Source organism: Burkholderia sola, from assembly GCF_905400185.1.
Lineage (GTDB): Bacteria > Pseudomonadota > Gammaproteobacteria > Burkholderiales > Burkholderiaceae > Burkholderia > Burkholderia sola.
In genome coordinates this window covers 1,721,821-1,737,615 of record NZ_FR989676.1, presented here as the reverse complement: position 1 = coordinate 1,737,615, position 15,795 = coordinate 1,721,821, and the positions used below count along the sequence as shown (strand labels likewise).

At 70.5% G+C, this 15,795-nt stretch carries 2 protein-coding genes; one reads left to right on the top strand and one right to left on the bottom strand.

All coding sequences use genetic code 11. From position 1 onward, the window contains the following. Nucleotides 1–28: 28 nt before the first annotated feature. Complete coding sequence (locus tag KR541_RS24280; RefSeq protein ID WP_216089848.1) at nucleotides 29–13,549, top strand: LWXIA domain-containing protein; 13,521 nt, start codon at nucleotides 29–31, stop codon at nucleotides 13,547–13,549. A gap of 43 nt (nucleotides 13,550–13,592) precedes the next feature. On the opposite strand, the gene asnB is transcribed toward KR541_RS24280, so the two are convergent. Next, a complete protein-coding gene (gene asnB / locus KR541_RS24275; RefSeq protein WP_050015037.1) occupies nucleotides 13,593–15,563 on the bottom strand; it encodes an asparagine synthase (glutamine-hydrolyzing) in 1,971 nt (656 codons plus the stop codon). Nucleotides 15,564–15,795: the final 232 nt, after the last annotated feature.

Genomic DNA, 15,795 nt, shown 5'->3' with positions numbered 1-15,795 from the left:
CGCATCGCGCGGCTCAACGGAGACGAGCATGCTGTTGATCGACGGATTGGGACTGGGTGTCAACTGGCAGCGCTTCCTGTCGGAAACGCTGAATCCGGTCGTTGCACCGCCGCCCCCGCCTCCACCTCCGCCGAAGAAGGACGATCCGGCCGCCGGGCCCGCGAACCCGACCGCCGCGCCGCCGATTCCCGTCACCGCATCGCTGGCCACCGATCCGTCGAAGCCGACCAACGCCGAGATCCAGTCCGCGACGTCGCTGATCCAGAGCATGGCCGCGCAATATACGGCGCCGCCGCCCGACATCACGGTCGAGAACGACAAGACGCGCGCGGTACAGAAAGCGATCCAGGACGCGCAGACGAAATACGACAACGCGTCGCAGACGCTGCAAGGCGCGCAGAACGTGCTGCATCTGGTCAACCGCGATCCCGAGTCGACGGCCGACGACCGCAAGACCGCGCAGGCCGACTACGCGAAGGCGCGCACGACGGCCGACACCGCGCAGCGCGAGCTGAACGTGACGACCGACGCCGGCTACATGATCCTGTACGGCGAACAGGCGAACGCCGACATGCCGGCCGGGATGAAGATCGACGATTCCGGCAAGGTGACCGACCCAGGCGACGCGCAGCACGCGGCCGACCAGCAGTTCAAGACGCTGCTCGACGCCTTCCCCGATCATGCGAACGATCCGAACTGGGTGCCGCAACCGGGCGACTGCAAGAACCCGCTGCAGATCCGGCTCTACGACAATTGGCAGACCGCGAGCGCGAAGGCGGCCGTGGGTGCGTCGAAATACTTCGCGGACGTCGCGAATTCCAATCTCGCGTATACGCAGTTCCAGTCGTACCTCGCCGATCCGGACTACAAGGCCGCGCTCGATGCGGGCGTCGGGCGGCTGAACGACGCGTTGCAGCCGCTGGAGCTGCAGGTCACGATGCCCGATGCGCCCGCTTCGCAGGATGCCGCGCAGCAGGCCGTCACGTCCGCCGCGAAGGATGCGAATTATGCGAACGCCGCGTACGGCGCGGCCAACGACAGCCTGGCGCTCACGAACGCGCAGCAGCGCTACGATTCGGCCAGCGGCAAGGAAGGACCGACGGTGGTCGTCGCGAACGAGGTGTCGGACGCGAAGACCGCGCTCGCCCGCGCGCAGACGGCCGCGAACACGAGCGGCGGCTATCTGCAGATGCTGTCCGCGCAGCGGCAGGTCGACACGCTGCAGGCCGACTATACGAAGAAGCAGGACGCATCCAGCGCGTGGCACAAGGACAATCCGCACGCGATGATCAAGGATCCGCAGGTCGACCTGGACCTCGGCGATGCGTATGCGAAGCTCGATCAGGCGAAGCAGCAGGCGAGCATCGCGCACGACGGCTTCGTCGTCGCGTACGGCGCGTCGCTCGCGCAGCAGTACGACGATCAGGCGTCGCAGCTCAAGGCGCGGGTGAACGCGCAATCGATCTTCACGAAACCCACGCTTCAAACGCCGCTGCTGACGCCGTCGCTGTCGACCGCGAACGGCCTGCCGGGTGTGCCGGCATCGTCGTTGTCGACGGCGACGTCGGCCGCCCCCACCGGCACGCCGACGCTGCCCAGCGCGTCGCCGCAGGCCTCGCCGACGTTGCCCGGGTCCAATGGCGCATCGTCGCTGCCCGCGTCGCCGCTGCTCGACCGCCCGTTCCTGCTGCCGCAGTCGTCGGGCCCGACCGCCGCACAGGCCGGCCCGACGATGCTCGACGTGAAGCGCATGCAGACCGTCGCGGGCGCGATCCGCGCGGCCGACAGCCGGATGTCTGATTCGGTCAACGAGCACGCGACCCAGCTCGCGCTGTCGCAGGCGCACATCAAGCAGACGCAGGCGAAGAGCACGCTCGAGTCAGTGCAGAAAAAGTACGACGACTGGGCAGCCGCGAATCCGCCGCCCATGCGCTTTCGCACCGTCTCGGGCGACGACATGATCCCGGCGCCGTCGGCGCCGCGTCCGAACCTGTATCAGGACGAGCTCGACAAGGCGAAGGCGGCCGTCACGCAGGCCGACAACGCGGTACAGCGTCTGCAACTGCTGAGCGAAACGTCGCACCAGCAGGTGCTGATGGACGGGTTCGACGCCGGCCTCGACGAACGGCTGCGCTATGCGGCGCCCGGTTCGGACGCCGAGAACGACTACAAGAAGGCGCTGCACGATTTCTACGAAGCGCATCGCGGCGAGTTGTCGAATTCGCTGCTCGACGCAGCCAGCGCGAGCACGAACAACGGCGGCACGATCGCGTTCGGCAAGTTGACCGACAACGCGCAGCGCAATCTGATCGGCGTCGCGCTCGGCATGCAGCCGGACGTCCAGAACGACGCGGCGTCGAGCGACGGTTCGGATCCCGTATCGCCGACGAAGGACGACGTCGCGCGCTACACCGACAAGGACAAGCTGAAGACGATCAACAGCGTGCGCGACAAGCTGCTGTCGATCGGCGGCGGCGCGACGACGCAGGTCAGCGTGTTGCCGATGGTCTACGCGGCCAAGGATGCCGGCATGACCACCAGCGCGCTGTTCAAGGTCAGCGGCAAGGACGGCACGCAGTACGTCGACGAGACGGCGAGCAACTACGACGACATCAACGATTACATCGACAACAACGAGCTGTCGACGGACGGCACCGTCGACATCGCGACCGGCCACAACGCGGACGGCACGCTGCAGCTCGTGTCGAAGGCCGCGCATCACGAAAGCGGCTTCGACAGTTTTCTGAACACGCTGACGAGCACGGGCCTGAACATCGGCATGATGGTCGGCGGGATGGCGCTCGAAGGTCTCGGCACGCTGCTCGACGGCACCGGCATCGGCGCGATCGTCGGCGTGCCGCTGAACATCCTCGGTGCGGGGATGATGTATACGGCGATCGGCGCGACGATGACGAGCGCCGGACTCGATCTCGCCAATCGCGCCGACCACGGGCGCAGTCTCAATCCGTTTACCGACCCGGGCGCGCGGGCCGACTTCATCAACCTCGTGCCGATGGGCGCGGCGGGCGCCGCGAAGCTGGCCGGCAGCAAGCTGTTCACGCGCGCGGTCACGGCGCTCACGCGCACGCCGAAGGTCGCGTCGGTGCTCGCCACCGGCGCGCGGACCACCGCGGTCGTGACGGGCGTGGGCGGCGCGGTCGAGGCGTTCGGCGAAGCGGGCTACGAGTATTTCGTCACCGGCGACAAGAAAGCGGCCGGCGAGCAGCTCAAGTCCGGGATCACCAACGTCGCGTTGATGGCCGCCGGCGGCCTCAAGGAACGCGCGGTGACGTCGGTGCGCACACGCATCGGCCAGCCGGTGCCGATCCGCGGGGCCGACGGCAAGACCGTCAGCGTCGACAGCCAGACGATCGGCCGGATTCTCAACAGCGGCGACGCGTCGTCGCTCGCGGCCGGTCGCACGCGCGTGACGCTCGACGGCGAAGCCGTCAAGGTGTCGCCGGACGGCACGCTGCGCGTGGGCGACAAGGTGCTCACCTACGACAACACGCCGATTCGCGTGCTCGACCGCGCATCCGCGAAGCGCCTGCCGCCGGGCAAATCGGTGGTGCTCGGCGAGGACGGCACGCTGTCCGTCGTCTCGGTGTCGCCGAAGGCCTGGACCAATGGCACGCGCGTCGACGACGTGGCCGGCACCGGCGAACGCATGTCGTTCGGCCCCGACGGCGAGATGAGCGTGACGCCGAAGATCGTCGCGAAGACGCCGCTCGACGTGCTGCAACACGTGCTCGACCAGGCGAGCGACGCATACCGGCAGACGGTCGCCGGCGCGCAGGCGCCGCGCCGCCTCGCGCAGACGGCGGCCGAAGGCGAAGCCGCGAGCGTATCCGCCGACGCGCGCAGCACGCGCCGCACCAGCGAGGAACACGCCCGCGTACAGCAGCAGCGCGACGAAACCGATGCCGAAAGCAGCACGACCGCGAGCACCAACCGGCGCAGCGCCGACACGCAATCGATGCGCTGGCGGCCCGTCGCGGCCGACGAGCCGGCCGGCCCGGGCACGCGCGCGAAGCCGGACGGCACGCCGCCGCGCGTCAACGCGAAGGTCGTCGATCTGACGGACGACGCGCCCGTCGCGCGCGCGGCGACGTCCGATCCGGCCGGCATCGCCGTGCCGCGCGGGCCGAACGCCGAGCCGATGGAAATCGGCGATCGCACGGTCTACGTGGTGCGCAGCGGCGCGACGCCCGACGCGCCGGGTGCGCGGCCATCGTCGCCGCGCCCGCAGGATCTCGCGGAACCGGTAATCGTCGTCGCCGGCGAACACGACGCGGCGCTCGCACCCGAGCTCGCGAACCGCTGGCAGAAGCCCGTCTATGCAGCCGCGCCCGATGCATTCGGGGCGGACGGCCAGTTGCGCGCGGGCGCGCGCGTGCTGCGCTTCGATCCCGCGCCGGAGACGGTCGCGGCCCATGAAGCCGGCCTGCCGGCCGGCATCGCGCCCGACGAAGCGCCGCCGGCTGCGCCCCGCGCGGCTGCCGACGACACGGTGATCGTGCTGGCCGGCAAGCGCGGCCCGAACGAACCGGCGATGCCGCGGACGGCTGCGCCGCCCGAGCCGGTCAACGCGCTCGATGGCGTGTTCAGCGCGCCGAACCGCGTGCTCGTGCTCGTCAAGCCGGAACACGCCGGCACGCCCGAGCGGATGGCGGAACGCGAAACCGCCGCGGCCAACCGCGGCGCACGCGCGCTCGACGACGCCGACGGCCAGGCCGACCGCGCGCCGACGAGCGGCGAACGTCGCACCGCGGCGAACGACGACATCGGCCTCGCCGCCGCGCACCCTGAAACGACCGAGACCGCCCCGCCCGACGCCGGCGCCGCGAAGCCGGGCTGGGTCACGCGGATGCAGATGCGCTTCGGCGGCGCGGCACTGCCCGAAGCCGCGCAGGCGCTCGCGATGCAGTCGGGCACGCTCGCCACGCAACTGCGCATGCTGCAGGACGCCGGCTGGCGCGTGACGCTCGGCAAGCGCGGCGGCGGCAGCCGCATCGATCCGCGCAAGCGTCGCGTGACGATCGACGGCGCGCTCCAGCATCCGGGCAGCATCACCTATACGCTCGCGCACGAAGCGCGCCATGCGGTCGAGGCGATGGCCGGCGTGCTGAACCTCGACTACGGCAACCGCAGCCGCTTCACGCGCAAGGCGCTCGAAGCCGAGGCGCGCGCGCAGATCAACGCGTTCGAGGCACGCTACGAAATCGAGCTCGCGGGCGGCGGCGACATCGCCGCGCACGTGCGCCTGCCGGATGCGATCGAGCGCGAAGGCGCCGCATGGCGCGCGCCGTCGCGCGACTATGCGGGCACGGTCGGACGCCTCGTCGACGCATTCGCCGATGCGCCCGTGTCGGGCCGCGACGGCGAGACCTACCGCGATTTCTACGACGACGTATGGTCGCGCCAGAAGCGCCGCGGCGGCATCCCGCGCCGGATGCCCGCGCCGCAGACGCACGAGACGGGCGACGTGCCGCACGGGGTGCGCAGCTTCGACGAACGCGTGGCATGGAGCCGCGCGCATGCCGAATATGCGTCGCCGTTCGGCGACGGGCCCGTGCCCGCGGCGGCCGACCTGCAGGCGGCGCGCAGCCGCCACTTCACGATGCTGGAGGACGAAGGCGTGTTGATGCTGCACGCCGACACGTTGCCGGACGGCACGCTGCTCGCCGGCGGGCGGCCGGCCGGCGTGCACGAATACGCGCTCGACCAGGCGCCGTCGTTCCTGGTCAAGGATGGCTATTCGATCGTGCTGTCCGCGAAGCACGGCGGCGAGGCGGCCGCCGCCGGGCTCGCGAATCTGTGGCAGCGGCCGGTGTATGCGCCGCCCCCGCACGCGGTCGGCGAACACGCGGCGCTGCTCGACACCGGCGCATTCCGCCGCTACGATCCCGCGCCCGCGGCGCCGCACGATCTCGGGCAACTGGCGGCCGACGCCGAAGGCGTGCACCTCGAAAGCAATCCGGCGGCGCGGATCGACGTCGAGCGTCACGTCGGCGAGCTGCTCGGCGCCGGTGCCGAAAAAACCGTGTTCGCGCTCGGTCACGATGCCGCGCTCGCGGTTTACGACAACGGCCCGCATACGTCCGAAGCGCGCCAGATCGAGGCGGCGATCGACGAGAGCATCGCACTCGACGATCTCGCGTCGTACGGGCTGAAGACCGTGACGATGGACGGTCCGTTCTCCGCGCTGAATCGCGTCGCCGTGCTGTACCGGCCGCTTGGCGTGTTCCACAGCTTCGGCTTCGAGACGGGCGCGCTGCCGCGCGTGGTGTCGCGCGCGGCGCTCGAGCACATCCGGCAGATTCGCGAAGTCGTCGAACGCACCGGCATCGGCTTCGACCTGCAAGGCCTCTTCACACGCGGCGGCGATTTCCTGCTGAGCGACCCCGGTGCGATCGGCATGGGCGCGGGCGAGCATTTCACCACGCTGCAGCGGCTCGCGGTGATCGAACGCGCGCTGACGCAAGGCCTCGAGCGCGGCCACGTCGAACTCGCGCATCCGCGACTCGCCGAAACGCCGCCGCCCGATGCGTTCGTTCAAAAGCCGTCGGTCATCACGCGCGTGCGGATGCGCTTCGGCGGCGCGCCGCTGCCGAAGGAAGCGTACCGGCTGATCGACGCATCGAGCCTGCTGTCGCAGCAGCTTCGGCTCGGCGCCGACGCAGGCTGGAAAGTCGTGCGCGGCAAGCCGGGCGGCGGCAGCAAGATCGACACGCGACGGCGGCGCGTCACGATCGACGGCGGCCTGCAGTCGACCGGATCGATGGTCTACGTGCTCGCGCACGAAGCCCGCCATGCGCTCGAGGCCGCGACCGGCACGCTCGGGCTCGACTATGGCTCGACGCAGCGCTACGTGCGCAGCGCGCTGCTCGCCGAGGCGCGCGCGCAGGTCAACGCATTCGCGGTGCGCGACGAGATCCGCGCGAACCTCGGCATCGACATCGGCCGCCACGTCGCGCTGCCCGACGCGATCGCCAACGAATACGGCCGCGCGCGGGCCGGCGACGCCGCCTCGCTCGCGCGCCTCGCCGACGCGTTCGAGCACAGCCCGACGTCGCTCGACGGCGGCGTCACCTACGGCGAGCTGTACCGGCGCCAGGCGCAGGCCGCGCAGCGCGCCGGCGTGACGATGCCGGCGCCACGCGAGACGGCCGCGACACTCGCCGAAGAAACCGCATGGTCGCGCGCACGTGCGGTGAAGGCCTCGCCGTTCGACGGCAAGCCGGTCGCCGGCGTCGACGCGCTGACGCTCGATCGCTCGGGTCCGCTGTCCTACGACCGCGACGGCCGCATCGTGATCGTGCATGGCGTCACCGACGCGCAAGGCCGCCTCGTCGATCCGGACGGCCGGCCGTACACGCCGGTCGAGGTCACGCTCGCGCACCGCTCGGTGCTCGGCCTGCCCGGCTCGTCGGTGATTCTGTCGGCACGCAACGGCCGCGACGCCGCCGCCTGGCTCGCGAACGTCTGGCAGCGCCCCGTCTACGCGCCGCCGACGATCGCGGTCGGACTCGGCGCCGAGGCGCGGCTCAGCCATACCAACGCGTGGCTGCGCTACGATCCGGCGCCGCACCAGCGCCCGGACCTGGGCGCGCTCGACGTCGACGGCAACGGCGTCCACGCGAGCGGCGATCCGGCCGCACGCGTGCCGGTCGAGCGCTTCACCGGCGCGGCCACCGGCGCCGGCATCGAGAAGACCGTGTTCGAACTGGGCCGCCGCAATGCGATCGGTCTCTACGAGGGCACGGACAATCGCGCGATTCTCGGCCACATCGAATCGATCCGCCTCGAACAGGAAGGGCTCGCGGCGCTGCGCGCACACGGGCTGCGCACGCTGACGGTCGGCGGCCCGTTCGCGGCATTCGATCGCGTGGCCGTGATGTACGCGCCGTTCGCGTCGCTGAGCAGCCACGACGTGATGGCCGGCATGCTGCCGTCGCGCGTCACCCGCGACGCGTTCGCGCAGCTCGACCGCGCGCGCGACATCACCGCGCAGCACCGTCTGTACTACGACTTCGAAGGCGTGTTCGATGCGCACGGCGACTTCTACCTGAGCGATCCGTCGACGGTCATGACCGATGCGCCGAAGCTGAACGTGGAAGGCATCGTCCGCGAGATCGGCACGCTGCGCGTGATGCTCGAGGACGGCATCGCGCGCGGCGCGATCGAGCTCGCGCATCCCGGCATCACCGAGCACTTGCCGCCCGACGCGTTCGTGCAGAAGCCGTCCGTCATCACGCGCATCCGGATGCGGTTCGGCGGCGCGCCGCTGCCCAAGGCCGCCCATGCGCTGGTCGACCGCTCGAGCCTGTTGCGCCAGCAGGTCGCGCTGGCCGGCGAGGCCGGCTGGAAAATCGTGGTGGGCCGGCCCGGGCGCGGCAGCCGGATCGATACCGCGAAGCAGCGGATCGTGCTCGACGGGCAGTTCCACGGCGCCGGCACGCTCGTCTACACGCTCGCACACGAAGCGCAGCATGCGGTCGAGACGATCACGCGCCGCCTCGCGCTCGACCGCTCGTCGCCGGACGCGCTGACCGACAGCGCGCTGATGGCCGAAGCGCGCGCGCAGGCGAATGCGTTCGCGGTGCGCCGCGAAATCCTCGACGATGGCGGCATCGACATCGCCCGGGACGCCCGCCTGCCGGATACGATCGCACGCGAAGCCGACCACGTGATGCCCGGCGACGAAGCCGGGCTGCGCCGGCTCGCGACCGCCTTCGGCGACGTCGCGCCGTCCGTGCCGGGCCACGCGACCTATCGCGCGTACTATGCGAGCCAAGCCGACGCGATGCACGCGCTCGGCGTGCCGCGCGAGATGCCGGCGCCCGCGCCGCAGCCGGGGTCGAACGCGCCGGTGCCCGCGGCGGCGGCGGACGCCGCGCGCCGCCAGCATGCGCTCGATCACCTCGCCTCGCACGGCAAGCGCGACCTGATCCGCATCGACGGTTCGCAACTCGCGTCGCTCCAGCAGATGAAGGATGCGTTCGGCACGAATGCGCACGTGCTGATCGCCGAGCATGAAGCGCGGCCGGACGCGTCGATCGACGCGCGCCATGCGCAGCCGAAATTCGTCGCGAGCATGCGCACCGACGAGCACGGTACGTTCGTCGACAAGGCGTCCGCCGATCCGGCCGTGTCGATCCCCGACGCGGTCTATCGCGCGCTGAAGGACAACGGCAGCGCGGAACGGGCGGACGTCGATTTCTACGTGTCGCCCGTGCCGCTCGCGGAATTGCGCGAGTACGGCGGCGCCGCACGGATCACCGCGCGCAGCGACGGCCGCACGTGGGAAGCCGAACAGGCGGCCGCGACGCCCGACGCGGACGTCGTCACGACGCTGAAGTCGCTTGCCGACGCGCCGCGCTTTCGCCGGCCGAAGCAGGCGGCGAAAGCGGCCGGCGACGGCGCGACGCTTTACGCGATCGACAAGGAAACCGGCAAGGTGCTCGGCTACGCGACGCGCAACGCCGCGCACGACTGGACCTATCACGAGTCGACCTCGCTCGGCGACGCGACGATCGCGCCGCGCGATCTCGGCGCCGCATTCCGCCGGCGCGCGCGCAACCTGTCCGGCGGCCGGCGCGGCGTGCGATTCGTCGTGACGGACGTCGCGCACGACACGGTCGAGCGCTACGGCGGCTTCGCGCCGGCGGAAATGCGCAAGGCGCTCGGCGACGAGAAGCCGCCGACGCAGAAACTCGGCACGCGCGTGCAGCGCGGCCTCGCGAAAGCCGACCCCGGCGTGCGCCGCAAGATCGCCGAGATCGAAGGCGCCGACAGTCCGTTCCTGCCGCCGAAGCTCGTCCCGGACAGCAAGCAGCTCGCGATCGACTTCAGCGGCGCGAACACGCTGCACCTGATGCGTGCGCTGGAACTGAAGGCGCTGGGCGGCGATCACTACGTGTACGTGTACGAGACCGATCATCCGGTTGCCGAATCGCTGCATACGCGCCGCGGCATCATCGCGATCCACGACGGCAACGCGCTCTGGTACGACAACGCCGAGCAATTGCGCGACCACCCGGACGCGGGCCGCCCGCTCGACGAGATGCCGCTCGGGCGCGGCCCGTTCGGCGCGAACCAGCACTTCCTGCTGTCGACGCTCGCGCCCGAGGCGTTCGATCCGCGCGCGACCGCCACGCAGAAAGCCGCGCTCGCGCAACGACTCACGCAGCTGCTCGACGAGAAGTCGTATTTCGATGCGCTGCCGCAGAAGTTCGACCTCGCCACGCGGTGGATCCGCACGCAGATCGCCGGCCAGATCGATCGCGTGAAAGCCGCTCAGGCCGACCTCGCCGCGGCCCAGCAAGCCGCGCAGCCGGCGGGCGGCGGCGCCAGCGGCGCAACCGGCCCCGCCAGCCGGGTCCGCAATGCGCTGCGCGGCAAGGGCGGCCGGCGCAACCGCCGCGCCGCGAACGCGGCAAACGCGTCGAATGCGCCGAAGCCGCCGAAAACGCCGGCGGCCAAGCCGCTGACGCTGCGGCCCTACCAGCCGAGCCTGGGTTCGAGCACGGTCGCGGAATGGGTGATGCGTTACGGCGCCGCGAAGGTGGCCGACTGGTTCCCGACGATCGACCGCGTGAAGGCGGTCACCGCACGCAAGAACCAGCCCGATGCCGGCGGCCTCGCGCTGACCGACGAACCGCAGACGATCCTGGCCGACGCACCGATGCTGAAGGCGCTCGGCATCCCCATCGGTCTCGCGCGCGAGGTGTCGAGCATGCCGTCGCGCGGGCCGGTCGCCGATCCCGGCGGCGATCACAACCGCTTCGTGAAGTGGATGCAGGCTTACGCCACGCGCCACAGCGCGGCACGCATGATCGACAAGCGCGCGATCCAGGCGTTCGTGCGCGCGCCGGCCGAGATCCAGGACCGCGTCGCGCCGATGGCGCGTGCGTTCAATCTGCGCGACGATCCCGCGCTCGCGGTGCGCTACGTCGAGCAATATGGCGGCGCGATGCCGGTGGTATCGATTCCGGTCGATCCGCATACGCTCGCGGCCGCGCGCGGCGGCAAGCACGATCCGGCGTTCATCCGGCGCGCGCGCCAGTTCGGCTCCCCGATCGGCGCGCGCTACAACGAGGCCGACGCGACGATCACGCGCGAGGCGCCGGACGGCACCACGCGCACGCTCGAGCTCGACGACATCGCGCATCTGCACAAATGGCTCACCGCGGCATCGCGCCACGGCTTCCAGCTTCGTCTCGAAGCGGCGTCGGGCCGCCCGCTCGTCTCCGCGGACGACCGCCGCACGATCGCCGGCACCAACGACAGCTATGCCGAGTACACACGGCTGATGACGTCGTTCGAGACGTGGTCGCACGATCACGCCGGCGAGCCCGCGCCGAACGTGATGCTGAGCTTTCACGGATGGGACGCCGTGCTCGAACCGGTGCCTGGCGCCGGCCACGTCGAGCTGCTCGATGCGCTACTCGACCGCAAGGCGATCGACTGGCTGCACGTCGGGCTGTCGTACGGCACGCACGGCGCCGACTTCATCGCGAACCAGGACCTGACGCGGGCGCTGGCGGAACGGATCGTCGACTATTACCAGACCGACCGTCACGGCAAGTTCGCACGGTTGCACGGCGCCGATGCGCTCACGCGCGTGTTCGAACCGGTGAGCCCCGAGGCGTTCGCGAACCAGCAACAGGTGCTGTTCGCGGAGATCGCGCGCATCGGCAAGTCGAAAGGGCTGTCCGACGACGCGCTCGCGACGCTGCGCGGCGAACTGTACGAACGCAACACGACCGCGCTCGTCAACCAGGCGCGCAAGGCGACGATCGAGCATGCGATGACGCAGTGGGCGTCGGCCGATCATCCGCCCGCCACGCGCACCGAAAAACTCGCCCGCCGCTTCGGCGAACGCTGGCTCGCGGAAGCGGGCGGCCGCGCACCGGCGCGCGGCACCGTCGTGTCGACCGCCGATCCCGCCGGGCCGCTGCCCGACAGTCGCGCGTACTGGCAATCGGTGGTCGAGCGCGAAGCGCTGAAGAACGATCCGTCGAAGCCGATCAGCGTCGGCCGGCAGATCGCGGCGAACCCGAAACAGGCGAAGATGATCGAGGAACTGCAGGCGCTCGCGCAGATCAACGCGCTGCGCGTGCATCGGCCGTCGTTCCGCAAGGCGGAGCTGTGGAAGTCGATCGGCTTCAGCTCGCTCGTCACCGGTGCGGGCGCGCTCGTGATCGCCGATACGCTCGGCGCGACGCACGTGCTGCGGCAGGACATGCTGAGCAGCGCGACGTCGTCGTTCCTGCTGGGCTCGCGTCTCGGTCGCGTGTTCCAGGTCATGCACCAGGGCGCGGTGCGCAGCCTGCAGGCCGGCGATCCGAAAGCCGCGCAGGCGGTGCTCACGCGGCTCGAAGTGACGCTGTCGCGGCAGCTGCGCTCGGGCGCGCACGATTACGGCCAGAACCGGCGCGCGCAGCTCGAGCAGATCTCGAACGAAGCGCGGACGCTGGCCGCGCAGTATGTCGAACTGAACCGCGTCGGGCTGATGAGTTTCGACGACGCGACCACCCACATCAAGGCGCTCGCCGCGGACGTGCTCGCGCAGATGCAGGGCACCGTCGGCGGCACGTCGCTGCAGCAGCTCCATACCGGTAACCCGCGTCACCTGTTCGGGATCGCGGGCCGCGCGGGCGCCGCGATCACGTCGACCGCGACGCTCGCGGTCGGCATCAGCGGCGTGGTGCACGCGCACGGGGCGTTCGATCTCGCCTACGGCTCGGCCGCCATCGCGAGCGGTGCGTTCGGCGCCACGTATGCGGGCCTCGTCTACACGATCGGCGCGCACCGCGTGAATGCCGACAAGCGCAGCCGCATCGTGCGCTTCACCGATTCGGCGAGCGACTTCATGGCCGTCGCGTACGGCGGTCTCGGCACCGGCGTGCAGTGGAGCGGCGGCCATTACGATCTCGCGATCGCGACCGGCGTGTCCACCGCGCTGCTGCTCGGCGGGCGTCTGAACACGCATTTCCCGAACGCGACGCCGCTGATCAAGAAGATCCCGACGGCCGTCGTGCTGATTCCGGTCGGCGCGTTCGCGTACAAGCTGATCGAAGGTCTGTTGACGACGTTCTTCGGCTCGGGGTCCGGTTCGTCGAATCAGTCGAATTCGTCGAATTCGTCGCAATCGAATCTCGCGCCCGGTGCGTCGCCGAGCGCGTCGGCCAGCCGTTCGGCCAGTCCTTCGGCAAGCGCCGCGCCAAGCGCTTCGGCGAGCGCATCGCCCAGTGCGTCGCCTGCCGCGCCGGCTTCGCCATCGGCCAGCGCCACGCCGTCGACCGCGCAACCGTCGGCGTCGCCGCAGCCCTACATCGTCGTCGCGGGCGATTCGCTGTGGGTCATCGCCGACCAGCATCGCCAGTCGCTGCTCGACGCCGCGCACGTGTCGCGCGCCGATCAGCAGGCGATGACGCGCGGCGAGCAGGATACGCGCGCGTTCAACGAGATCCTGCAGCTCAATCCGTCGGTGTCACGCGATCCGAACCGCCTGTCGGTCGGCACGCCGCTGATCGTCGGCTGATCCTCGCGCGCGGTGCGCGTGGCGCCGCGCGCGGCACGCCGCATCACGTCGCCCGCTGATGTTCCAGCCACGCCTGGAACATCAGCACCGTCCACAGCTGGTGCTGCCAGTTCATCCGGCCCGTCTGGTGCTGGCGCCACAGCCGCTCGACCGCCGCCGCATCGAAGAAGCCTTCGTCGCGCAGGCGCGACGGCCGCAGCAGCGCGTCGGCCCAGTCGCGCAGCGCGCCGCGCAGCCAGTGGTCGACGGGCGCGCAGAAGCCCTGCTTCGGCCGGTCGATCAGCGCGGACGGCACGTACCGGTCGAGCAGCCGGCGCAGCAGCGCCTTCGACTGCCCTTCCGGCAAGCGCACCGACGCCGGCACGCGCCACGCGAATTCGACGACGTGATGATCGAGGAACGGCATGCGCGTCTCGAGGCTCACGGCCATCGCCGCGCGATCGACCTTCGCGAGGATGTCGGTCGGCAGGTACGTGAGCGTGTCGATCGCCATCGCCTGCTCGGCGAAGCTCAGGTGCGCGGGCCACGCGGATACCGTGTCGAGCGGCGTCGGCGGCTCCTGCCCCGCCAGCGCGATGCGCTCCGGATGATGCACGGACGACATCAGCAGCCGGTACAGCCCGATGCGGCTCTCGGCGGTCATCACATGGCCGAGCTTGTGCAGGCGATCGCCGATGCGCGACGACGATTCGCGCGCTTCCACGCCGCCGCCCCATGCGCCCTGCGCGACGGCCGCGAGCTGGTCCGCGTGATCGGGCCGCAACGCATGCAGCGCGGCGGCGATCCGCGCGCGCACCGCCGCCGGCACGCGATGCAGCTTGCGCCACAGGCGCGGCGTCAGGAAGTAGCGCGTATAGCCGCCGAACAGCTCGTCGCCGCCGTCGCCGGACAGGCTCACCTTCACGTGCCGGCGCGTCAGTTCGGACACCAGAAAAGTCGGGATCTGCGACGCATCGGAAAACGGCTCGTCGTAGATCGACGGCAGCTTCGGCACGACGCCGAGCGCGTGGTCGGCCGTCACGTAAAGCTCGGTATGGCGCGTGCCGAGATGGCGCGCGACGGCCTTCGCGTAACCGGCCTCGTCGTAGCCGGCCTCGTGAAAGCCGATCGTAAACGTGTCGACCGGCGACGCCGATTGCGCCTGCATCAGTGCGACGATCGCCGACGAATCGATGCCGCCCGACAGGAACGCGCCGAGCGGCACGTCGGCTTCCATCTGCCGCGCGACGGCCTGGCGCAGGATCGTGTCGAGCTGATCGACGGCTTCGCCGGCGCTGCCCTCGAACGGCTGCGCGCGGCCCGCCTCGATCGCCTGTTCGAGCGTCCAGTACGCACGCACGCGCGGCGTGTCGCGCGCATGTTCGAACTGGATGTACGTGCCGGGCGGCAGCTTGCGGATGCCGCGATAGATCGTGTAAGGCGCGGGCACGCTCGACTGGCGCAGATACAGGCACAGCGCGTCGCGGTCGATCGTGCCGTCGAAGCCCGGATAGCCGCGCAACGCCTTCAGCTCGGACGCGAACACGAGCGCGTCGCCGATCCGGCCGTAGTAGAGCGGCTTCTCGCCGATCCGGTCGCGCGCGAGCGTCAGCACCCGCGACGCGCGATTCCACAGCGCGAACGCGAACATGCCGGTCGCGCGCCGCAACGTGGCCTCGACGCCCCACGCGACGATCGCCGCGATCAGCACCTCGCTGTCGGAGTGGCCGCGCCACGCCGGTGCGCGCCCCGTGCGCTCGAGCTCCGCGCGCAGTTCGCGATGGTTGTAGATTTCGCCATTGAAGACGAGGACGTAGCGGCCGCACGCGGAAGCCATCGGCTGCCGGCCGTGCACCGACAGGTCGACGATCGCGAGCCGCCGGTGGCCGAGCGCGATGCCGGCTTCCGGGTCGACCCAGATGCCCTGCCCGTCCGGCCCGCGATGCGCGAGGCTCGCCGTCATTCGCGCGAGCGTGCCGCGCGCTGTCTCCTCATCGAAGGCGACGCTATTCAGAAAGCCGTCGATTCCGCACATTGATTTGTCTGCCCCTGTTGACCTGTTCCGTCACGCACCGCGCACCTCGCGGCCCGCCGTCGGGCATGACGGTCGAGCCATATTACGAAGAAATAAATCAGCAATAATTCACCAGTGAATGCGGGCACCGTCCGGAAAAAAATGGACGTCAAGCGCCGCGTGCGGATGGCCAGATCACGGGGCCATATCGAATCCCGCCGGATGGCCGGCAGGCAAGGCAGGCAAAAAAGGG

Coding starts and splice junctions, on each gene's coding strand:
- KR541_RS24280 (WP_216089848.1), top strand. CDS start 29: ATGCTGTTGATCGACGGATTGGGACTGGGTGTCAACTGGCAGCGCTTC.
- asnB (WP_050015037.1), bottom strand. CDS start 15,563: ATGTGCGGAATCGACGGCTTTCTGAATAGCGTCGCCTTCGATGAGGAG.